Genomic DNA, 22,603 nt, shown 5'->3' on the forward strand with positions numbered 1-22,603 from the left:
GAATAAGTGCTATTAAAAAATTAATTACAGCGGAATTTTGAGTCCGTGGACTGAGACAATAAAAAGGCCGCTTCATACTCGGCTTTTGCTTGTTCCAGCTGAGTAAGCGTCTCTCCGCTCACTTCTATTCCCTGCTGCATTAAATGATAGCTGTTTTCCAACGCTTGACGAATCATAGTGAACTGCGTGTTTCTATCCATTTATAAACATCCTCTCTCTGTAATGCTTACTATAAAAGTGAATACTATCATTCTATACACCAGCTGTTTATTTTATTCTCAAAACCAGCATCTCTGGCTTAATAAATGGATTCTTTCATTTAAAAAAATAATCTAACTTATTAAAATATTTTAATTCTCACTTGACTTATAGGAATAATATATTTTAAAATTACTTACATATTCAATCACTCAAAACTACATAATACAGGCTTACCGGTCAACCGATAGCCTCTAATTGCCAGATACGCGTACAATCCGTCTGTGCAATTAGAGGCTTTTATTTTTTAAAAAGCCTGCTGAAAGGAGAAAAAATGGCAGAACTGCAGTTACAGCATGTGTATAAAAAATACGGAAAAGATAGTCTTGCAGTTGATAATTTCAATCTTCATATTCAAGACAAAGAATTTATTGTATTTGTAGGACCTTCAGGGTGCGGCAAATCCACTACCCTTCGAATGATCGCCGGCCTTGAATCGATAACAGAAGGAGAATTGCTTATTAATGGAGATCGTGCAAACGATTTGCCTTCTAAGGACCGAGATATTGCAATGGTGTTTCAAAACTACGCGCTTTACCCTCATTTAACAGTTTACGACAACATGGCATTTGGCTTGCAGCTCCGCAAAGTCCCAAAACAAGAAATTGATGAGCGCGTTCGTGAAGCGGCTCGTATTTTGGACTTAGAACCCTATTTAAAACGCAAGCCAAAAGCGTTATCAGGAGGGCAGCGTCAGCGGGTGGCTTTAGGAAGAGCCATTGTACGGAATGCCCAAATTTTTTTAATGGATGAGCCTTTATCTAATCTTGATGCGAAGCTTCGCGTACAAATGCGTGCTGAAATCAGTAAGCTTCATCAGAGGCTGCAGACGACCATTATTTATGTAACCCACGATCAAACAGAAGCGATGACGATGGCAAGCAGAATCGTAGTTATGAAAGACGGAAAAATTCAGCAAATAGGTTCACCTATGCAAGTGTATAATGCTCCAGAGAATACGTTTGTAGCCAGTTTTATAGGATCACCGGGAATGAACTTTTTCACAGGAAAAGTAGTGAACAGCAAACTGCACATCAGTGAACATGAGTTTCAACTGACAGAAAATCAAATGCATTCGTTACATGAAAAAGGCTACAACAATCAGTTTATTACTGTAGGAATTCGACCTGAGCATGTTACGCGCGCCTCTTCTGATGCTCCTCATATTTCATTACTGGTAGATGTGTCTGAGTTATTAGGAGCAGAGTACATACTATACAGTAGTTTAGGAGACCAGCTCTTTGTGGCTAAAATCCCTGGGGATGAACATATTCAAGTTCATCAGTACTTTCCATTTCATTTTCAAATGAATCATGCTCATTTCTTTGACCAAGCATCTACCAACCGTATCAAAATTGACCAATAACTATCTAAAAAGAATTCTATAAGTGGGGGAACTAAAATGAAAAAATTATTAATTCTGTTAGCAATGCTCACCGTGATCATCGCGGGCTGCGGCAAAAACAGTTCAACAAGCGGTGACAGCAGCGACTCTTCTAAAAAAGTAACCATTAACTTTACGCATTGGCGAGGAGAAGATTCGAAAGCTTTTGATTCTATCATTGAGCAATTTGAAAAGAAAAATCCAAATATTCATGTAGAAATGACCGTCTTTCCTTCTGATTCATATCAATCACAAATTCAAGGATCTCTACTATCTGGAGAAGGTATCGATGTATTTGCTAGTTTTCCAGGAAGTCAATTTGAAACGATTCGCAAAGCAAATGGTTTTGCAAAGCTGGACGACCAAAACTTACTCAGCAAATTTGACGAAAAGCTAATCCAAGCGGGTAAATCGGATAATACGCAATATGCTCTTCCTTATCAGCTAGTCTATAACATCCCTGTCTATAACAAAGGCATTTTTGAAAAACTAAATTTAGATATTCCTAAAGATTGGAGTAGCTTTTTAAAAACATCTGAAACATTAAAGAAAAATGGATACACGCCGATTTTATTTTCAGGAGACGTAAGTCCTTCTCAATTTATTAATCCAATGATTATGAATAACGAACCTACAAACAACGCCCTTCACGAGGTAGAAACGGGCAAGCGCAAGCTAACTGATGAATGGTTTATCAAAACCCTATCTCAAATTAAAGAATTAAATAACAAAGGTTACTTCCAAAAAGATGCTCTTGGTACGAAAAAAGAAAGTGCTGCAGCACTTTTTGCTCAGGAAAAAGGCGCAATGCTTGCTCAAGGTTCTTATATGATGGCTACAGTCAAACAGCAAAATACGAAGATTGATCAAGGTTTGCTTGCACCGATTACAGTGGATCAAGATAAAGCAAAATACGAAGGTGTTCATACCACGACATTCTTATTAGGTGTTGCTGAAAAATCAAAACACAAAGAAGCTGCTAAGAAATTTTTAACTTTCCTTGCAGATCCAAAGATTTCTTCTGAGTATGCGAATGCTACTGGCCAGTTATTAACGGTCAAAGACGTGAAATATGATTCACCTGAACTCAAAGAAAGCGCAAAATGGAAAGACAAAAAAACGGTCTTCCAACCTCGATTCACAATTTTAAATGAGCGCGTATCAAAAGCTGTTGAAACATCTGTACAGGACGTACTATCCGGTATGTCAGCGAAAAAAGCTGCTGAAAAAGCACAAGGAGAGGTAGAACGTGTCGCTAAGAACTAATACGTCTATTCAAGAAGAAGAAAAGAGAACCCCTTCGTTCTCTTTTCCTCTCTTTTCATTTAAAAGTATCTCTAAAAGCAGACATCTATGGTTGTTTTTACTTCCCGGTTTTGTCATATATACTGTTTTCTTTGCATTGCCAACGCTTTCTGCTTTATTTTTAAGCACAACTGATTGGAATGGATTATCTTCTCAGTTCTCATTTGTAGGGTTTCAAAACTTCAAAGAAATTTTAACAAACGATGCTATTTTTACACAGTCTCTTACAAACAACTTAAAGTTCACAATTGGCGTGCTGATCTTTCAAACGTTATTGAGCTTAGGCTTTGCACTCTTACTTTATAAAAATTCTGCATGGAATACATTTTATCGCTCACTCTTTTTTGTACCGACGATTATTTCGTCCGTGTCGATTGCTTTCACGTGGAACTTTATGTATGACCCCAACATTGGAGGAGTTAACCTATTTTTAAGTAAAATAGGCCTTGAGCATTGGACCCAGTCTTGGATTGGAAATGGGCATATCGCAATTTACAGCTTGGCTTTTGTACAATTTTGGGCACATACTGGTCAAATGCTTATTATTTTTGTAGCTGGAATTCAAGCTATTCCCAGTGAGTTATATGAAGCTGCTAGTATTGATGGAGCAACAAGATGGCAAAAATTCAAGCGCATTACGTGGCCTCTTTTAGCTCCAGCTACGACAATGGTTGTAGCTTATACGACCATACAAAGTTTTAAAGCATTTGATTTAATCATTGCAATGACAAATGGAGGTCCCTCCAATTCAACTGAAATTCTTTCGACGCTTCTTTATCACGAAGCTTTTATTAATTTTCGTTTCGGCTATGCCTCTGCCATTTCAGTTGTATTTATGATTGTGATTGCTCTTTTAACGTTTCTTCAATTTCGCGTACTTCGCTTGACCAAAATGTAAAAGGAGATTCTTTTATGAAACAAAACCCATTCAGACAACTGATTTTAGGGATATACGGTTTAATCATTCTGTTGCCCTTAAGCTTGGTTTTATTAACAACCTTTAAAACAACGCCTGAACTTTACAGCAACCCAATCGGATTACCAGCAGGCTGGAATATTGAAAATTATAAACAGCTGCTCGTCAATGAACCCATCTTTGGCTATATTAAAAACAGCGTGATTGTTACCGTCTTTAGCACGTTTTTTATTCTATGGTTTTCAAGCATGATTGCTTATGCTATTATTCAGCTACCTCAAAAGCTTGGATGGATTGTATACGGCTTTTTTGTTTGCGGAATGATTGTCCCTACTCAAGTCAATATGATTCCTGTCTTTTTGCTGATGAATAAGCTTGGGCTCGTCAATACGCTAACAGGCGTCATTATCGTCTCCATAAGCTTTTTGCTTCCCATCGGTGTGTTTATTATCACGGGGTTTATGAAAACTTTGCCAAGGGAACTATTCGAAGCTGCTCGCATGGACGGAGCGTCAGAATGGAAAATATATTCAAAAATCGCTCTTCGACTCTCAATACCATCAATGGCTACAGTGGGAATTTTTTCGTTTGTGATTGTGTGGAATGATCTGTTATTCCCTTTGCTATTGTTAAAATCTAAAGAAGTAAAAACGCTGCCTATTGCACTACTGGACTTTCAAGGGGAATTTCTGACTAATTACCCTATGCTGTTTTCAGCAGTCGTTCTTTCTTCTATCCCACTATTGATTGCGTACGTGTTTTTGCAAAAGCATTTCATTTCAGGAATGACATCTGGGGCATTAAAATAGCAGGCAAGAAAATCACGCTTCCCTGCCTGCCCCTTTATTCTATAGGATTATTTTTTAAAGCACGCTGAGGTTTCGGTTTCTCTACTACTAGATGTTGGTAAACGTACATTAAAGCAGCTTTCAACAGAAAGATACCTAGCAAATGGTACTCTTTAAATGTGCCTACGCTAAAAAGCTTTGCACGGCTCATAGCTCGTTGAAAAGGATAAACAAAAAATGTATCTACGATTGCATTTAATAACATATACCTTCCAAAATGGCCGTATGTGAACTTTTTAATCCATAAAGAACCTGCTAAAAATGGACCTAAAAGTAAAGCAGCTTCACCTGTTAGATATGGATGAGGAGGATTAGGGAATATCCACCACTTCTTTTTTTCAGCAATATAGCTTTCAACCATAATTAAAAAGGAAATAAACATAGTAGATGATAAATAGCGCTTAATATGCTGTCGTCCTATAAAAGGGATGGTTAACCATGAAAGAAGCATCATCCCCCCAAAAATCCGTGCTGATCGGTTTTTTCTCATTTTATCACCTCTTAGGTTTTAGTATGAGATTTCCCTTTCGTAAATATGTTAGAAATAAGCTAATCATTTCTCGTTTTAAGCCTGCTATTGAAAAGAAATGAATACATATATTGCCCTGCTACTCGCCCATACTATAAAAAACATAATGGGGTGAGTATATGCATGATTATTATGACGGACTATATAAATACCTGCTTAATGCTACATTTTGGTTTATTTTATTAATTGTCGTGCTCGGTATAGGCATGTTTGGAATGCTAGCTTATCGAGGTTTGAAAAAAAAATAACGTACAAAAGCCAAGCTGGTTTTTACACCGCTTGGCTTTTGTATTTATTGATCGTTGCGTGGAGGACGAGGTCCCCAGTATTGATAGTAGTCTGTTTTAATAAACCCGTTAAACAATTTGCGTTTTTTCGTTGCTTTTTTACCGTAGTATTGTTCAAATTGTTCATGAGATGTAAGCATATAAATCGACCACGTATCAAGCTTAGAAAACGCTTCGCCCATTTCAGCGTACATTTTTTCAACAGAAGGACGATCGCTTAAACGTTCGCCGTACGGAGGGTTACCAATAATGATTCCATATTCTTTCGGCGTCGTAAAATCGCGCACTTGCATTTGCTTAAATTGAATTAAATCTCCAAGTCCAGCTTCAAATGCATTTTGCTCCGCTACTTTTACCATACGATGATCAATATCATGACCAGCAATATCTAGCACTTGGTCGTAGTTCGCTAAGTCTTCTGCTTCTTCGCGCGCTTTGTCCCAAATGCTTGCTGACATCCATGGCCATTCTTCTGATAAGAAGTCACGGTTAAATCCTGGTGCAATATTTTGACCGATAAGCGCTGCTTCGATAGCAATTGTACCAGAGCCGCAAAAAACATCGACAAACGGACGATTCGCATTCCACGGCGTTAGCATAATTAGAGCCGCTGCCAGCGTTTCTTTTAAAGGAGCTTCTCCTTGTCCAACGCGGTAACCGCGCTTATGAAGTCCTGCACCGCTTGCGTCAATTGTTAATGTAGCAACATCTTTTAATAGCGCTACTTCAATTTTAAACGTTGACCCTGTTTCTTCGAGCCAGCCTGTTGTTTTGTTATAATGTTTTTTCATGCTGTCAACAATTGCTTTTTTCACAATGCTTTGACAATCTGATACGCTGAACAATTTAGATTTAACTGATTTTCCCGATACAGGAAACTGTGCATCTACGGGCAAATAATCTCCCCAATTTAATGCTTTTGTTTGTTCAAAAAGCTCATCAAACGTACGAGCTTTGAACTGTCCAACCTGCACTTTAATTCGATCTGCTGTACGAAGCCATAAATTGCAGCGAGCAATTGCGAGCTCGTCTCCTTCAAAGATAACCTTGCCATTATCTACTTCACAGTCATATCCTAAAGCACGCACTTCTTTAGCGACCAGTGCTTCAATTCCCATTGCTGCTGTTGCAATAATTTTATATTTCGCCATTTTTCAACCTCATTTTGTTTCTAATTATCTACACTAAGTGTAAAAGTACCATATACATGCGCCGTAGTCAAAGCTTTCTCCGTCTTTTTATTAAAATGCAAAAACTGCTCGCTCTTGATAGAGCCAGCAGTTTCTTCACCTATGTCGCATATAAATGTGTTTTTAAAAGCTTTCCACTTTAAAATTGCGCAATCGGTTGCTCAACTTGTTTATGAAAGTAAGTATACACGTGTTTCATACGGGTGCAGCGTACATTTTTCAAGCGTTTCGTTTTTATCCAACGGATAATTATGAATCAGCACTTCTCTGTTTACAAATGAGCTCTCTGAAGGAAACTCGAACGTTTGATTTTTCGGTGACATATTACAAATAACAACAGCGGTTTTACCTTCTAATGTTCGCGTATACGCGTAAATAGCGGAATCTTCTTCTGCCAATAGCTTATAAGTTCCATACACCAGCACATCATGCTGTTTTCTAATTTTAATGAGCTGTTTGTAAAAATTCAGTACCGAATTTTTATCACTTTTCTGCTCTTCTACGTTAATATCTACGTAATTTGGATTCACCTTCATCCAAGGGGTACCAGTAGAAAATCCTGCATTTCTTTCTGTATTCCACTGCATTGGCGTTCTTGAATTATCGCGGCCTGTTTCCCAAATCACTTTCATAATCTCGTCATGTGTATCGCCTTTTTCACGCTGAATACGGTAGTAGTTAATCATACCAACATCATCATAATCGTCAATAGAATCAAACTTAACATTGGTCATTCCAAGTTCTTGTCCTTGATAAATAAACGGTGTTCCTTTCATTAAAAAGTATAGTGCAGCTAAGCACTTTGCACTTTCCACTCGGTAAGCTACGCTGCCGAATTTATTTACAGAACGAATTTGGTCATGATTTTCTAAATATAAAGCATTCCAGCCGTTGATTTTTTCTAAACCATTTTGCCAATTAGTTAAAATCGTTTTTAACTCGATTAAATCAAGCGGTTTTTCTTCTCCTTTATCCCACAGTCCCATATGCTCGAACTGAAAAATCATATTGAAGTTTCCGCCATCTTCAGCTACCCACTCATCTGCGCTGTCCGATGTTACACCATTTGCCTCTCCAACCGTCATAATATCATATTTGGCAAACGTATTTTCTTTTAGCTCTTTTAAATGTTCTTGAATTCCCGGTCGATTCATATGCCCTTCAAACGATGGCACATAATCTAGCTTTTCAGGGTTCGGTAGATCTGGGAAGCCGGCCACTTTCTTAATATGCGAAATAGCATCTACACGAAAGCCGTCAATTCCTTTATCTAACCACCAGTTAACCATTTCATAAAGCTCATGACGTACTTTTTCGTTTTCCCAGTTTAAATCAGGCTGTTTTTTAGAAAATACGTGCATGTAATATTCTTTTGTCTTTTCGTCGAACTCCCAAGCTGCTCCGCTAAAAATAGATTCCCAATTGTTTGGCTCTTTTCCATCTTTACCTTCGTGCCAAATATAATAATCACGATATGGATTCTCTTTAGAAGACCTGGATTCTAAAAACCAAGGGTGTTCATCTGAAGTATGATTAATAACTAAATCCATAATCAGCTTCATTCCGCGATGGTGAACTTCATCTAGCAGCTCATCAAAGTCTTCCATTGTTCCGAAATCTTTCATAATATCTTTATAATCACTGATATCGTAGCCATTATCGTCGTTAGGAGACTGATAAATCGGGCAAATCCAAATGACATCAATTCCAAGATCAGATAAATAGTCTAATTTTGAAATAACCCCTTGAATGTCACCAATTCCGTCGCCGTTTGAATCCATAAAGCTTCGCGGGTAGATTTGATACGCAACAGCTTCTTTCCACCATTTCTTTTCCATGTGCTCAACCCCTCAAAATAGTGCTTTTACGTAAGCGTTCGCCTTTACGCATATCGCTATTTTATAATGAATACATGCAAAAAAATAGGTTTTTCACAAAAAAAATCGTTATTCTCTTTTGAATAACGATTCTCACTGCACTAATTTGTGTTTAAAGGCATAGATGACTGCTTGAGTCCGGTCCTGTACATCCAGCTTACTTAATAAATTGCTCACATGTGTTTTTACCGTCTTTAGCGCAATAAATAATTCGTCTGCAATCTCTTGATTTGTTTTGCCTTGCGTCATTAGCAATAAAATTTCCATTTCACGAGCTGTCAGTTCTTCATGAGGTAAAGACGGTTTTCTCATTTTAGACATCATTTTACCGGTTACTTCGGGCTCTAATACAGATTGCCCCTCATATGTACGGCGAATAGCAGCTGCAATTTCTCCTGCTTTAGACGTTTTTAATAAATAGCTTGTTGCCCCTGCCTCTAGAGCGGGATATACTTTTTCATCATCTAGAAAGCTAGTGACAATGATCACTTTCGCTTCTGGCCACTGCTTAATCAGTTGTTTCGTTGCTTCAATCCCGTCCATTTCTTCCATGACTAAATCCATTAAAATAATATCCGGGCGCAGCTGAAGCCCTAATTCAACGGCCTGTTGGCCATTTGCTGCTTCAGCTATCACATGAATGTCTGCTTGAGCCGACAAATACGCTCCTACGCCAATACGAACCATTTCATGATCATCTACTAACAGTACATTAATCATTTTGCTTCTCCTCTCTTTCTACTAACGGTACTTTCACTTCTAGCTTTGTTCCTTTGTCGGGCAAGCTAATAATTTTTAATAGGCCTCCAATTTCAACTGCGCGTTCGTACATATTTTGCAGGCCGTACGATCCGACTTTTTCCTTTTCTACATCAAAACCAACTCCGTTATCAACAATACGTAAAATAATGGAAAAGTCACGTTTAATCAGCAGCACATCTAAAGCTGTTGCATTGGCATGACGCAGCGTATTTGATACGGATTCTTGCAAAATTCTAAACAAGTGGTCTTCAATGCCTTTATCGAGTTCAAATCCTTCTATTTTCCAATTTAATTCAAGCGGTACTTTTTGAGCAAGCTCATTCATCAGTTCTTTCATTCCAGCCTGTAGCGATTTTCCTTTTAATGCTGCAGGACGAAGATGAAGAAGCAAAGCCCTCATTTCAAGCTGTGATTGATTAATCATTTTTTCAACCATCTTTAATTGCTTAGCTTCAGAGTCTTGTAGCGTAAGATTGGATTCCGTAATAGCAGACATAAGCATCGAAGCGGCAAATAGCTGCTGACTAACGGAGTCATGCAGTTCTCTAGCAAGCCGATTTCGTTCCTGAGAAACAATTTCTTGCACTTGCTTTTGCTGATTTTCCACTTTTTCCGTTGCCATCTTTTGAGATTGCTGTGCTTGAAGAATCATTTTATGATCTACTTTATTTAAACGGCTTATAATTCGAGACGTTTCTTGAATAAGCGGTTCATTTGCCGACATATGCCGGTGGCCATTTTCTATTTCATATAATCGGTTTTCAACATATGTCCACTGCTGTCTCCACATAAACCCCATGATTCCTCCAATCACGCTTCCAATCGTAAGGCTTAAACTGAAGGAAAACAGCACAAAAGGCATGCCAAATACGCTTGTTTTCCATAAGTCGCTAAGTTGAAAAACAGGATATGCAAAAAACACGGTAAGGAGCACGGATACAAATACAAAAAAACTTAAGAAAATCCCCCATAATAACTGCCGTTGAAGAATACTCATATCCTTTGCACCTCTAAATCTCCAATCACAACAGTTGTAACAATCTTCACCCTATGAGCAGATTGATCAAATTCCTCTGTTTTGATAGACAAATTTTCATTGAACGAAAAGCCGCGCTGATGTCCAAAAACCGTTACGTTTCCTGCTAGTTTAGAATGATTCACAGATACTTCCGTTTCGTAAGGAATGAGCACTTTAATATTTCCAAACGCTTGACGAATAAAAATAACCGCATCGCCTTTTGGCAGAACGGTATTGCTTAAATCAACCACAATGTCTCCCCATACGCTTTGAATATTAATATCATCCCATTCGTATACGGAGTCTTCGGTTCTTTGACTACCAAGAAGTTTATTCGTCAAAACCGGCCGGACCTGCACCAAACTTTGGTTTGGCTGCTGGGTAAATTCGTCAGTCGGTCTGAATTCAACGGGATGCTTTCTTGATTGAATAAATCTAAGTAAAAAATACAGAAAAAGAGCAATAACTAAAAACTTAAAGGCAACCGTATTAAATATATTCAACACAAGCCCAATAACGCCAATCCAAAATAAAATGCGCCCTAGTTTTCTTCTCATTTTTTTTCGCCCAATATACATGAACGCACCGGCAATTAATACAGAAAAGATCAAGCCGCTGTGAAAAAACATAATTTCAATAAACAGGACAAATAAACTGCAAATAAAAATGAACATAAGAGATTCTGTTTTGTTTACGCTTTGCACAGCTCTCTCTCCTTTCTCCTCGTAGATGACATAGCGTTCTTTGGATGCTGCAGGTATCTATTCTCTCACCTTAAAAAGACGCAGAAACCTACGCCTTTTTTAGAATACCATGTTTTATGCAGAAACACTGATTTTTTACGATGATTTTACTCTTTTTTCTAATTCAGCAATCTTGCTGTCTACCGTTTGTCTATAGTAATTTGTATTAATTTGATTTTCAAGCTGGTCAATATAGGTTTCCATTTCGTCAAACTGGCTGTAGGACGTATAAGATGCTTCTGTTTTCATTACTGAATTCATACGATGATGCGCACGAGCAATATTTTCGCGCCCCATTAGTTCCATACGGCGAATATGCATATCTTTTACCTTATGCTTCATTTCTTCATACTTTTGTTCAAGCTCTTCTAACTGCTTGGATGCATCTTCATAAGATTCTTTTACACGCTTTGCTCTCTCTTCGTAGTGAGCATGTTCTTTTAAAATAAATTCATGTAATTCCGCTTCTTCAGCTGCTTGTGCTACTTGTGCTTGCTCATGACGTTTTTTCATCATGTCAAGGGCCAGATGGTATTCGCGATTAAACTGTTCTTTTAACGTGTGCTGTCGCTCAACAAGCTGCCTTACCTTTTCGGTCTCCTGCTCGCATTGACGCAAATAGTGGTTTAGTGCAGCAATTGGATTTTTTTGTTCTTTGTGATCAAGCAATTGATGAAGGTCTGCAGAAATCGTTTCTTTCATTCGAGTAAATAAGTTTCTCATTTTGTTCATCTCCTTAGATAATAAAGTAAACTTTTATTATTTTTGATTTAAGTCAGCCCACTGACGTTCAAAATGCTTAAACGGATCTTCTTTTTCCGTTTTTATAGGGCTGCTGCTGTTCCACTTTTTATATACAATGTAAAGTACTACTGCTGCGATGATACCAGCAAGGGCCGGGAGGTTTGAAACAGTTGTTAAGAGTACAACAACACCAATAAACCCCCAGAGCCATTTTTTAAAGGGGGCCTCTGCTTTAACAAACCCTTTAAATGCTACGTACAAAATAACCAAGCCAAGTGCAAGTCCTACCATCGGACCAGCATTTGCAAGAAGAACGATAGCAGCTACCGCTCCAATCAAAAACAAACCAACTTTTTTCATTTTGTCTCCTCCTTTCGCTTATCTATATACTTAGTTTAAGGATTATGACGTTTTTTCAAAACGAGCTAGAGCTTTATTTTCTCCTAAGACCTGAGGCTGACAACAAGCTCAGTCTGATTGTACAAAAAAATGACAGCTTATGATAAGCTGTCATTTTGACATAAAAAAAGCTCTTCCGTTATACGAAGAGCTGGGTTGGATTAAAATATAGTGTATAACAACAAGTGTCGATTGCTTTTCAATAACGTTCTGTAAGCCATGTTTTGTACCATTGTACTGCAAGCGGCTAGCTACCTCGTACTCCGGTGGCAATTATCTATCTACAAAATGTAACCATTTTGTCCTTCCTTCCGTTCAGTTCCTTCCAGAAAGTTCCCCTACCATTATTTGGGTTTCTCGCTCGAGGGGTTTACCTCGTTCCACTCTTACCATTTCTGATAAGACTTCGTCACTGTGGCACTTTCAGAGTAGTCAAGCCATATCTTAAAAAGACTTAGGCTTTTTCCCCGCCGTTAGCTTTTAACAGCTACCCTAGCTTATGACTTCGCTAGGCACGAACACTACAGACATCGCAGCCTGTGCGAGCATGGACTTTCCTCTACATCCTCATATGTGATGCAGCAATTACCCGAACGTTATTGATAACGACTTTCCTTAGTATAATAAAAATAGGAGTTGAATGCAACTCCTATTTTTAGGTTATTCGTATAATTTACTTCCAAACACATGTTTTTCTAAGTTAGACAAACGTTTTAAAATATCAAAGTTTGTCGTACCCGCTTGCTGCTGCTGTTGAGCCGGCGGCGGGGTAAACGAAGGTTGTTGCGGCTTTTTAGATAATTCTTCTACTTGCTTTTTTAAGCGTAAATTTTCAGTTTGTAATGCTTCAATTTCTTCATGAAATGCTTCATAATCTTTAATAACAGAATCTAGATACTTATCTACTTCTTCTTGATTATAGCCTCTCATGCCTGTTTTAAATTCTTTTTCTAAAATTTCTTTGGCCGTTAAACGGATTTTATCAGCTAACATCTCTATCACCTCGAATACGATAAACCTTATCTTTATTATAATTCATTTTTTCAAAAATAGCTTCAAATGTCAATTTATCTTTTAAAATGTTTCGCCAAGTGGCGTTAAAAAGATGAAAATTTTTCTTCATCCACGATATCCTGTAAGTCGTGAGACGTCACCATTATAATAGGGTATTCTTCTCGTTCAGCACGTTTTTTAGCCGTTTCTAACATATATTTAGGACTTCCTTCGTGCTCTTCGTCGTAAACTAAACAAATACCTTCACTTTTTTCTACTAAAAATTGATTTTTTAACCGAAACTGTGCTGGACTTTCATATTTCTTTTTTGTAATGCTATCTACATAATCTGCTTGACTTAAGACGAATTCATACAATTCTTTATTGACTTCATTCCATTTTTCTTCTTGCTCCAAAAACGGTGTTAAAACAGCTAACTGAAGCTCGGGATAATCGAGCTGGAGATCAAATACCACTTCTGCTGCCCAAATCTCTACTCCTAGCTGGCCACTAATCAATACCCATTCTAATCCATCTTCTACTAATTCCTGTAATTTTTTATAGAGCGCTTTTTTTATGTATGTAATGCCTTGATGTTTTTCATTAAAAATCCCAAGTTCGAATGGCTTATAACCAGTAACCGTTAGCACCTTCATTATATAACTCCTTTGTAACAAAATAGAATAGGAACTGATGTAATCAGCTCCTATTAACGTACAGTACATTATCTAAAATACCCTGAATTAGGTCCTTGATGCGCGCCTTTTGTATGACAGCTTCCTTGGCCGCAACCTTTGTGTCCCGGATAACTAGCACCTGCTACTTGACCTGGGTAGCCTCCTTGACCTGGATAACCAGCACCTGCTACTTGACCTGGGTAACCTCCTTGACCTGGGTAACCAGCACCTGCTACTTGACCTGGGTAGCCTCCCATTTGACCTGGATAGCCTGCTCCCCCTACTTGAGTTGGATATTGCTGCGCACCGCCAAAAAACTGTTGATTTGAAGTTTCATTTACAACAGATTGCGTTTGCGGGAAGTAATGCACGTGCTTCACATTTGTATGATTCACCAATGTATTATGACTTGGATGAATGTGAGGTACAACTACCTCCTGAGAAGTAAACTGCGTGCAGCATTTTGTTGGATGCACAATTGGTGGCATACATTTTGTTGGTCTTGGATACATATCCTTTTTCCCCTTTCACTGTTTAGTTATTACACTATTACAATATGTGAAGGGCAGTGTACATGTACTAAGACAAACACCTATTTTTGGCCTACATAAAGGAGTTATACGAGTTTTTCAAACTGCTTAAGACAATTACTGTTAAACAAATTAATGCGAAAAATGATACTAAAATCACATTTTTCATGAGGCCTCTCTCCATCTCACCAAAGTTCTGTTTTTAAGCTGTAAGAATAAGTCTTACATTGACTAATTTTATCAATGACTGAAAAATAGAACAATATAAAACATCCACAAAAACAAAAGAATAATAATTCTGAATATTTTAAAATAAATCAGCTGAAGTCTATGCTTTAGCTGATTTATTTTTTAGTCTAACAAGTCTTTTTTCAAGCGCTTCCTTCGACGTTTTTTTAGTCATTTCTCTGAATTGATTCCACTTTTCCAAGGCCAGCTCAGTATATAGAAGTGCTTTATGAACATCTTTGAGACGATGCTCATAAATTTTAGCTAGCTCAACCAATGCTTCTATAGCGACGTCACCTTCACATGTTTGAACCAAGGGTTCAAACATGTCCACTGCCTCTTTCCAACTCTTCTCTTTTTTATAATGATAAGCCATCGCTAGCTGAGCTTTTTCATGCTCCTCTTTTTCTTTTTCCGCTACGCCCTGATAAAGAGAGAAAGCGTGCTTATTCTCCCCTAACTGCTCATACCACCTTGCTACTTCATATGTTTCTTTTTCTGTAAACTCCTCACTAGTAAGGAGATGTTTTGATAAATGAATGTATAAGGTGATAAGTGATAAAATATCATGTTCATTATGTTTCATAATGTCGAATAAGCCTCTTGGATTTTTCGTTTCAATAAAATCAAAATAAATCATGGGAGCTAAGAAACCTGGAATATCATCCACTCGTTCAATTCCAAGTATTTCATTTTCGACATTCGCAAGCTTAACCGAATTCATTTTATGTTTCCACAGCCTTCTTGATGCATGCAGTAAATCAAAGTGACCGAACTTAGGCAGCTTGGGCAAATGATCTCTCAATAGCGTATGACGAGTCTTCACATGAGGCCAATCGAAAGATTTCCCATTATAAGTCACAAGCGTCGTATAGTCTACTTCTTTTAAGAAACTTTCGTAAAATGCTACTTCTCCACTTGGCTCTGTTAATATATGCTGACGAAAAACGACGGAATCTTTTAGCACCCTTGCATATCCTAGCAAAAAGATAGTCGTTCCCGTACCTGTACTAAGCCCCGTCGTTTCCGTATCAAAGAAAAATAAATCTGAATATGTGCGGCCTTTTGATGAAAGCGGATGAGCAACTGTAGACCGATTCCATACTTCCACTACTTTTTTCAGCTCATTAAATTCATAATGTCCATGCTTATAGTCGAGCGGGTAAACCACTTCTCTGATCATACAGTAGCTGTCTTCGGCAAAGTAAGGAACAGCATGATTTCCCTTCCATTCCTGCTCATAGGGAATAGACGCGCTTTTAGGTCGCTGCGGGTTACTTTCAACCGGCGGCTTTGCTTCTGTAACATGAAGATGCTTTTTCATACGGTTTAATTTATTTTTAAAAGACACGAGTTCACCTACTTTGCAGTTGTTGTAGCAGCACGAGCGCATCGCTTTTTGCGTATTCTCCCTGTGCTTCCATACCGATACAAGACGGACAGCCGCTTTCGCAAGAACAATTTACAATTAATTGATTGGTTTGATTTAGCACATCATTCATTTGTTCGTATACTTTGTCACTTAGCCCAATGCCTCCCGGGTATCGATCATATAAGAAGATAGTCGGCTGTTCGTTGTGCACCGCTTTTATCTGAGGCACTACATGTAAATCAGACGGATCGCACATCACCATAAGCGGTGCAATTGACTGAAGGGCATTTGCCACGGAAATGAGCGCTTGTTCCAATCGTTGTTCAGATTCGTTAAACTGTTCTTTTTCAAAGCTTAGCCACACGGCATTTGTATGAAGCTCTTCTTCCGGAAGTGAAATGGGACCTGACCCTATGTTTTCATGCGTCTCAAACTTTATTTTTTTAAATATCGTAGCCATAGCGCTGACCATTACATCGCCATAACCGATTGAATATGTTCTCTCCATCCGTTCTTTATCAGCTTCTAGAACCTTTAAGTTAACCGCTAAGTTTGCATCGGTGAAATAGTCTACATCCACTTCACGAACATACGCTTTTTTCTCATCCCAGTCCAAGTATTCTACTTGATACTGAATGCCTTGATGCAAGTAAATCGCCTCATCATGAAGAAGCGTCATGGCACTAAAGCGATCCATTTCTCCAATTACTTTCACATTTGCAACGTCCGATTGATCAATGATGACAACATTTTCTTGGGATGCAGAGCGCAGACTGATATTATGAGCTGGGAACGAATCATTCATCCAGTACCATTTGTCTCCGCTAAAATGAATCACTCGCTCTTCTTGCAAAAACTCCAGGACGTCTTCAATTTCTACCCCATCAAATGTTTCTCCCTGCTTAAACGGCAGCTCATAGGACGCACATTTTAAATGATCGACTAAAATAACAAGATTATCAGGATTAATTCGAGCTGTTTCTGGATTTCTGCTAAAAAAGTAGTCCGGATGCTGAATCATATACTGATCAAGCGGACTTGAACTTGCGATCATCACAATGACGGCTTCTCCGTGACGTCTCCCTGCTCGTCCTGCTTGCTGCCAAGCGCTTGCAACCGTGCCTGGATAACCTGTCATCACACACACCTGCAGCTGCCCGATATCCACTCCTAGTTCTAAAGCATTCGTACTGACTACCCCGTAAATACTTCCCTCTCGAAGTCCTCTTTCTATTTCGCGTCGCTGCTTCGGCAAATATCCTCCGCGGTACCCTTGAATAGACTTATTTTGAAGCTGGTTTTTTACGAGCTCCTGCAGATACGTTAAAATAATTTCCACTCGTACTCGGCTTCGTGCAAATACAATCGTTTGAATTTTATTTTTCAAAAACTCTCCTGCAATATTTCGCACTTCAAGCGTAGCACTTCTTCTAATGTTTAACGGTTTATTAACAATAGGAGGGTTATAAAAAATAAAATGCTTGCGGCCGCTAGGCGCTCCGTTGTTATCTACTAACATAACATGAGCTCCCGTTAAATGTTCAGCGAGTTCTTTTGGGTTAGCGATGGTCGCTGATGTACAAATAAAGATAGGATTGCTTCCATAGTAGCGGCAAATTCGCTTTAATCGGCGTATAACGTTGGCTACATGGCTTCCAAAAACACCGCGGTACGTATGAAGTTCATCAATCACAATGTACTTCAAGTTTTCAAACAGTGATACCCATTTAGTATGATGAGGTAAAATAGCTGAATGAAGCATATCTGGATTCGTAATAACAATATGACCTGCTTTTCTCACCTTTTGACGGATGTTTGCCGGAGTATCTCCATCATACGTGTAGCTATTGATTGGTACTTCCATTTCTTCAATGATTTCATTTAACTCACTTTTTTGATCTTGAGCAAGCGCTTTTGTTGGAAACAAATAAAGAGCTCTAGCCTGATCATTCTCCATAATACTCTGGAGTACCGGCAAGTTGTAGCACAATGTTTTCCCTGATGCTGTCGGCGTCACAGCCACAACATTCTTCTTAGCTGTCGCCAAATCAAACGCTGTTTTTTGATGCGTATAAAGCGAACCAATTCCTCGATTCTCAAGTACTTGCCGCAGTTTCGTATGCAAAGAAGCTGGAAATGGCGCAGTTTTAGCTTCTTTCTCTTCGATTGTATGCCAATGAACGATATTTTGCTGATATGACGGATTCGTTTGCAAGATATCCATTACTTCTTGTAAGTTTTTTCGTATTCTCATTTTCATCACCTGCTTCTATTTTAACGAATGAACGTTCGATAGAAAACCATAAGTTTTTGTATGTTTTTGGTGGATTCGGACATGGTATTAATACAGTAAATTTTTCAAGGAGATGTTAAAAATGGGAAGCCCTTATCTTTGCCCTAGCTGCAAAACAAATCGAACGCGCTTTAATATCATTGAACAAAATGCAAAACCTGTAAAAATGGATCCAAGAAGCGGAGACGTCGTAGAAGAATACACAAACGATACACTCGATGCCTTTCATGCTGCTTATAACGGACCGCAAAAACGCATTCAGTGCGGAGCTTGCGGCTTAGTAGAAGATGAGACCATGTTTGTACGGCATGCTGAATCGAATAAACTTCAATAAAAAAGGTGAGGCTCTTTGTCCTCACCTTTAATCATATAAATCTTTATGCTTTTTCTTAATCAAAAAGCAGACATTTTCATCTAAAAAATTCATGTCTTTTCTTATACAAACATGCTAAAATACCTAAAAAAGATATGGAGATGATGGTCATGTCATTCCTTCTTTCTCTTTTACCTTTCTCCTTTTTGAAGAAATTTCGTTTTCCTTCTGGAAGAGAAGTTAATGAAGATAAAATGTTCGATAAAACGAATGTAGAAATGCTTCAACAAAGAGTCAAGCTAGTTTCACTTGCTCTTGTAGTTTCCTATCCTATTTATATTTATATAGGTTTTTCTTTACTTCAACATGCGGGAACATCTCAGTTTAGACATACACTAATTGGTATTCATTTCACTAGTTTTGCTCTCTCCTCTCTTTATTTATTTTTCTATTATGTTAGTAAGAGAAAAGAGCGGTTTGCTAACTGCTTAAGCACCATTGTATATGGCTATATATTTTATTACGTATTTGCTGCAGCACTTTCTACTATTAACAGTCAGCTTTTCACAGGTCGCGTAGACGTATATATGATGCTGTTGATTTCCACAGCTGTTTTGTGTCCTATGAAATTAAAACAGCTGTGCATCATTTTTATTCCTAACCATCTTTTTTTACTATACGGCTTATCACGATATGTACCGGATTCTTTTTCTCTTATTTCAAAGCAGATCAATACAACTGCAGCAGTTGCTATCGCTTTACTTATTTCATACATTCTTTATACATACCGTCACAAAGAATATATGAGTCATTTACAGCTAAAAAAAAGCGAACGTAATTTTTTTACGCTGTTCAAAATTAATCCCTATCCTTTACTATTAACAAGATTATCCGACCACAAAGTGCTGCTCATTAACAATAAAGCTATTCATTTTTACAATCTTGCTTCTCAAGATCTTGATCAAATAGACGGATTTATAATCTATCCCACCGATGAAGATCGAGAGGAGATTTTAAAACGTCTTCAACAAGAGAAATATGTAAAAAACTACATCCTAGAAGCACGGGAATATGGAGATTCTAAGTGGGTTATGATCAATTATGAATTACTAGAGTATCAAAGCGAAAGCTGCATACTCGCAGGTATTACCGATATAACCGATTTAAAAGCGGTTGAGCATGAATTGAGCTTGCATGCTTCAACTGATATGCTAACCGGAATTTTAAATCGAAGAAGTGGAATGGAAAAACTGCAGCTGGAGCTGCTGAGAGCAAAAACCAATGATACACCTTTTCTATTATGTTTTATCGATATTAATTCTTTAAAACTAGTAAATGATCAATACGGTCATAGAGAAGGCGACTGGCTTATTAAAACAATAGCAGAATCAATTAGTGGTTATATTAGCAAAGATGACACGCTCTTTCGCTACGGAGGCGATGAGTTTTTATTAATTGCTCCTGAACAAACGGAAGAATACGTACAAGAGCTGTGGCAAAATATTAATGAGCAGCTAGAAGGTAAAAAGAAAGAATTTAATAAGCCATATGCACTGTCTGCGAGTTACGGATTTATTATATGTGCGCCTTCAGACGACACCAACCTAGATACATTAATTCAAAAAGCAGATGCTGCCATGTATAAGCAAAAACATACGCGCGTTTCTTCCGCCTTTAAGTAAATCATCGAAGTCCTTGCGCCATCGATTCGCTAAATAGAATGATCAAGGAATAAATCCGTGCATGAATTACGCATGCACTTTCTTTCTTTGCAAAGAAAAACTATAATAGATGATGCAAGTATTTTACTGATATATGGAAAGGACGTACATATGTTTACAATTAAAGAATATACAGCTGAACAATTGCAGGATCCATTTGGTCTCCTTCTAGGTGAACGCTATGAATTTCATTTATACATTGAGGTAGAAGAAGATGATGAATTATATACGGGCAACGACCTAGCACTACGCTTAGTATATATTAAAGGCGAAGATAACACTTCTATTGCCCAAACTCATTTCTACGAAGTTTCAACAAATAAAGTATTAGACTTCGACCTTGAAGAAGAGGAAGAAGAAGCTGTAAAAGAGTTTTGCGGGAAGCATTTACCTTCAGAGGAAGGTACAAATAACGAGGAATAATCAAAAATAAGCTCTTTAAAAAGAGCTTATTTTTGATTTCGTTTTTCCATTAGTTTTTTAACTACTTCTTTTGGCTCCCAGCATGTAAACTGATAAGAAGGTCGGGTCTCATAGCCTAGTCTTTTGCAGAGATACTTCATTCCCTTATCCAATTTAATGCTTTGAAAATGTTGACATGTGGCACAGCAATGAAATGAACTCATGCCTTCCCTTCTCCCCTACTTTAATCTATTTTCTTAATCATACAAATAAAACAAATTTGTATAAAAAAAAGCTGCCTATCGGCAGCTTTCATATGTAGCGTTGAATTATAATTTTACAACATTCTCCGCTTGAGGTCCACGTTGACCTTCAACGATTTCAAATTCAACTTTTTGGCCTTCTTCTAATGTTTTGAAGCCTTCAGATTGGATAGCTGAAAAATGAACGAATACGTCATTTTCGCCTGGTACTTCGATAAAACCGAAGCCCTTTTCACTGTTAAACCATTTTACTGTACCTGTAGTAGCCATGTAAAAAAACCTCCAAAAAATGTAAAAATTTTAATATGTTACTCTATATTTACATTTATACCGTAAATAAAAAATTCACATATTATAAAAGAGACCTACGCGAAGTAGATCTCCTTTATAACAAGTGAATTTTCACTAAATCTAATTCGAGTATATGGTCAAACGTAGTATTCATTACATTTATTAAATTTGGTTGCGTTTACATTATACTATACCTATATGTAGAATGCAAATATTGGGCCATTCTTAACATATGGCTCATCCGTTTTGCAAAATATTTATCTTCCTTACGTCAGCATGTTATCAATATGGGCGTCGATAATTTCTTTTCGTTTATTTTGCAGGGTCTCAAATAATAGCTTAGCTTCTTCTGAAGTTAGTGCAAACGTTGTTGTTTCTTCATGGTTTTCTTCTTTTGTATGAAGCACAAATATGCTTTGTTGGATTCCACTCATACATATTCCTCCTTTTTCGATAGTATAGGCTTTTTTATATTTTTCATGTATGCTTCACACGTTTTTAACAAATTATAAGAAAGGTTAAAACTTATAAGGAGTGATACTATCATGAAGAAATCGTTTTTGTTTGTTGTAGGCTGCATGACGACCCTTTCTTTATTCGGCTGCAGCACAGCAGATCAAGGTAAAGATGGCGTCATTGATGATGACACAGTCCGCAACGTCACATATGAAAATGGGAACAATAAAACGAAAATGAATGACGTAAACGATACGCAAGACGTACAGCGTAACGAAAAAGAACAGTATAATCAGTCCGGCGGAATGAGAGTAGCCGATGTGGCGGCTGATCGTATCGTAGCGTTAAAAAATGTAAAAGATGCTAATGTAATTGTAACCGATCATACAGCTTATGTAGCAGCTGTATTAGACGATAACAAAGAAGGTAATCTCACAAAAGATATGGAGCATAAGATTGCACATGAAGTGAGAAAAGCCGACGGCAGTGTTCATCGAGTGTTTGTATCAACAAACCCTGATTTTGTAAACCGTATGAACGGATATGTAGACAAGCTTCAAACAGGCAAACCAGTTTCTGGACTGTTTAACGAGTTTTCCGAAGTTGTTCGACGCGTATTCCCGAATTCACGCTAATATACATGAATGTCAAAAGAGCATTTTATAAAATGCTCTTTTTATTTTACCTATTGCATAAAATATTGCATAAAAAATACGCTGATAAATTTCTGAATATTTTTATTTTACTTTATTTTGAAAACGATTTCATTTCTTTTGTATAAAGGTTTGGGGGATTTTAGACTTA

General features: G+C 37.7%; 26 protein-coding genes and 1 other RNA gene. 9 read left to right on the top strand and 18 right to left on the bottom strand.

The features are described from left to right. Positions 1-20: 20 nt before the first annotated feature. Positions 21-200, bottom strand: a complete 180-nt coding sequence (locus tag AC4NPH_RS07825; RefSeq protein ID WP_013056154.1) for a hypothetical protein — start codon at positions 198-200, stop codon at positions 21-23. 332 nt (positions 201-532) lie between these two features. Between AC4NPH_RS07825 and AC4NPH_RS07830 the strand changes: the two genes are divergently transcribed. From AC4NPH_RS07830 to AC4NPH_RS07845, 4 genes are read left to right on the top strand one after another with little or no spacing between them, the layout of a single operon-like run. Beyond that, positions 533-1,624 (top strand): ABC transporter ATP-binding protein, encoded by a 1,092-nt coding sequence (locus tag AC4NPH_RS07830; protein WP_013056153.1) that lies wholly within the window; start codon positions 533-535, stop codon positions 1,622-1,624. Positions 1,625-1,660: 36 nt separating this feature from the next. After that, entirely contained in the window at positions 1,661-2,908 is a 1,248-nt protein-coding gene (locus tag AC4NPH_RS07835; protein WP_328251010.1) for an ABC transporter substrate-binding protein, read from the top strand. Further along, a complete protein-coding gene (locus tag AC4NPH_RS07840; protein WP_098325722.1) occupies positions 2,892-3,845 on the top strand; it encodes a carbohydrate ABC transporter permease in 954 nt (317 codons plus the stop codon). The genes AC4NPH_RS07835 and AC4NPH_RS07840 overlap by 17 nt, the downstream gene beginning before the upstream one ends. 14 nt (positions 3,846-3,859) lie before the next feature. Continuing rightward, positions 3,860-4,672, top strand: a complete 813-nt coding sequence (locus AC4NPH_RS07845) for a carbohydrate ABC transporter permease (protein WP_013056150.1) — start codon at positions 3,860-3,862, stop codon at positions 4,670-4,672. A gap of 34 nt (positions 4,673-4,706) precedes the next feature. Here AC4NPH_RS07845 and AC4NPH_RS07850 read toward each other — a convergent pair whose 3' ends face one another. Next, positions 4,707-5,201 carry a hypothetical protein gene (locus AC4NPH_RS07850; protein ID WP_029325143.1) on the bottom strand — a complete coding sequence of 165 codons (495 nt, stop codon included), beginning with the start codon at positions 5,199-5,201 and terminating at the stop codon, positions 4,707-4,709. Positions 5,202-5,359: 158 nt separating this feature from the next. Here AC4NPH_RS07850 and AC4NPH_RS07855 point away from each other — a divergent pair, with 158 nt between their 5' ends. After that, positions 5,360-5,488 carry a hypothetical protein gene (locus AC4NPH_RS07855; RefSeq protein ID WP_013056148.1) on the top strand — a complete coding sequence of 43 codons (129 nt, stop codon included), beginning with the start codon at positions 5,360-5,362 and terminating at the stop codon, positions 5,486-5,488. A gap of 44 nt (positions 5,489-5,532) precedes the next feature. Here AC4NPH_RS07855 and AC4NPH_RS07860 read toward each other — a convergent pair whose 3' ends face one another. The 13 genes from AC4NPH_RS07860 to AC4NPH_RS07920 all read right to left on the bottom strand — a co-directional run bounded on the left by AC4NPH_RS07860 (position 5,533) and on the right by AC4NPH_RS07920 (position 18,314). Next, entirely contained in the window at positions 5,533-6,678 is a 1,146-nt protein-coding gene (locus AC4NPH_RS07860) for a THUMP domain-containing class I SAM-dependent RNA methyltransferase (protein ID WP_013056147.1), read from the bottom strand. Positions 6,679-6,887: 209 nt separating this feature from the next. After that, entirely contained in the window at positions 6,888-8,555 is a 1,668-nt protein-coding gene (locus AC4NPH_RS07865; protein WP_491938683.1) for a glycoside hydrolase family 13 protein, read from the bottom strand. 132 nt (positions 8,556-8,687) lie between these two features. Beyond that, positions 8,688-9,314, bottom strand: coding sequence for a response regulator (locus AC4NPH_RS07870; RefSeq protein WP_029325141.1), 627 nt, complete (start codon positions 9,312-9,314; stop codon positions 8,688-8,690). Further along, a complete protein-coding gene (locus tag AC4NPH_RS07875; RefSeq protein ID WP_013056144.1) occupies positions 9,307-10,353 on the bottom strand; it encodes a sensor histidine kinase in 1,047 nt (348 codons plus the stop codon). The genes AC4NPH_RS07870 and AC4NPH_RS07875 overlap by 8 nt, the downstream gene beginning before the upstream one ends. Then, positions 10,350-11,078, bottom strand: coding sequence for a cell wall-active antibiotics response protein LiaF (gene liaF, locus AC4NPH_RS07880; protein ID WP_013056143.1), 729 nt, complete (start codon positions 11,076-11,078; stop codon positions 10,350-10,352). Before liaF ends, AC4NPH_RS07875 begins: the two co-directional genes overlap by 4 nt. Before the next feature lie 135 nt (positions 11,079-11,213). Continuing rightward, positions 11,214-11,840 carry a PspA/IM30 family protein gene (locus AC4NPH_RS07885; protein ID WP_013056142.1) on the bottom strand — a complete coding sequence of 209 codons (627 nt, stop codon included), beginning with the start codon at positions 11,838-11,840 and terminating at the stop codon, positions 11,214-11,216. Between the two features lie 36 nt (positions 11,841-11,876). Then, positions 11,877-12,221 carry a lmo0954 family membrane protein gene (locus AC4NPH_RS07890; protein ID WP_013056141.1) on the bottom strand — a complete coding sequence of 115 codons (345 nt, stop codon included), beginning with the start codon at positions 12,219-12,221 and terminating at the stop codon, positions 11,877-11,879. A gap of 247 nt (positions 12,222-12,468) precedes the next feature. Further along, positions 12,469-12,857: RNase P RNA component class B (rnpB, locus tag AC4NPH_RS07895), an RNA gene on the bottom strand. 63 nt (positions 12,858-12,920) lie between these two features. After that, complete coding sequence (gpsB, locus tag AC4NPH_RS07900; protein WP_013056140.1) at positions 12,921-13,253, bottom strand: cell division regulator GpsB; 333 nt, start codon at positions 13,251-13,253, stop codon at positions 12,921-12,923. Positions 13,254-13,357: 104 nt separating this feature from the next. Further along, entirely contained in the window at positions 13,358-13,909 is a 552-nt protein-coding gene (locus tag AC4NPH_RS07905; protein WP_013056138.1) for an SLOG family protein, read from the bottom strand. Positions 13,910-13,977: 68 nt separating this feature from the next. Next, on the bottom strand, positions 13,978-14,442 hold the full coding sequence (locus tag AC4NPH_RS07910; protein WP_061859656.1) for a spore coat protein: 465 nt from the start codon (positions 14,440-14,442) through the stop codon (positions 13,978-13,980). Positions 14,443-14,788: 346 nt separating this feature from the next. After that, complete coding sequence (locus tag AC4NPH_RS07915) at positions 14,789-16,039, bottom strand: ribonuclease H-like domain-containing protein (RefSeq protein ID WP_098534910.1); 1,251 nt, start codon at positions 16,037-16,039, stop codon at positions 14,789-14,791. Between the two features lie 4 nt (positions 16,040-16,043). Beyond that, positions 16,044-18,314: a DEAD/DEAH box helicase gene (locus AC4NPH_RS07920; protein ID WP_491938684.1), complete on the bottom strand. Its 2,271-nt coding sequence runs from the start codon at positions 18,312-18,314 to the stop codon at positions 16,044-16,046. A gap of 121 nt (positions 18,315-18,435) precedes the next feature. Here AC4NPH_RS07920 and AC4NPH_RS07925 point away from each other — a divergent pair, with 121 nt between their 5' ends. From AC4NPH_RS07925 to AC4NPH_RS07935, 3 genes are all read left to right on the top strand, one after another. Beyond that, positions 18,436-18,687, top strand: a complete 252-nt coding sequence (locus tag AC4NPH_RS07925) for a hypothetical protein (RefSeq protein WP_013056134.1) — start codon at positions 18,436-18,438, stop codon at positions 18,685-18,687. A gap of 149 nt (positions 18,688-18,836) precedes the next feature. Next, positions 18,837-20,348, top strand: a complete 1,512-nt coding sequence (locus tag AC4NPH_RS07930; RefSeq protein WP_098449815.1) for a sensor domain-containing diguanylate cyclase — start codon at positions 18,837-18,839, stop codon at positions 20,346-20,348. A gap of 150 nt (positions 20,349-20,498) precedes the next feature. Continuing rightward, positions 20,499-20,810 (top strand): DUF6509 family protein, encoded by a 312-nt coding sequence (locus AC4NPH_RS07935; RefSeq protein ID WP_013056132.1) that lies wholly within the window; start codon positions 20,499-20,501, stop codon positions 20,808-20,810. A 26-nt stretch (positions 20,811-20,836) separates the two neighbouring features. Here the strand turns inward: AC4NPH_RS07935 and AC4NPH_RS07940 are convergent, their stop codons facing one another. The 3 genes from AC4NPH_RS07940 to AC4NPH_RS07950 form a co-directional block, all read right to left on the bottom strand. After that, positions 20,837-21,013, bottom strand: coding sequence for a hypothetical protein (locus AC4NPH_RS07940; protein WP_170959566.1), 177 nt, complete (start codon positions 21,011-21,013; stop codon positions 20,837-20,839). A gap of 105 nt (positions 21,014-21,118) precedes the next feature. After that, complete coding sequence (locus AC4NPH_RS07945) at positions 21,119-21,322, bottom strand: cold-shock protein (protein ID WP_013056130.1); 204 nt, start codon at positions 21,320-21,322, stop codon at positions 21,119-21,121. A gap of 287 nt (positions 21,323-21,609) precedes the next feature. After that, on the bottom strand, positions 21,610-21,777 hold the full coding sequence (locus AC4NPH_RS07950; protein WP_013056129.1) for a hypothetical protein: 168 nt from the start codon (positions 21,775-21,777) through the stop codon (positions 21,610-21,612). 111 nt (positions 21,778-21,888) lie between these two features. Between AC4NPH_RS07950 and AC4NPH_RS07955 the strand changes: the two genes are divergently transcribed. After that, complete coding sequence (locus tag AC4NPH_RS07955) at positions 21,889-22,434, top strand: YhcN/YlaJ family sporulation lipoprotein (RefSeq protein WP_013056128.1); 546 nt, start codon at positions 21,889-21,891, stop codon at positions 22,432-22,434. Positions 22,435-22,603: the final 169 nt, after the last annotated feature.

Source organism: Priestia sp. MDV22-iso46, from assembly GCF_058629175.1.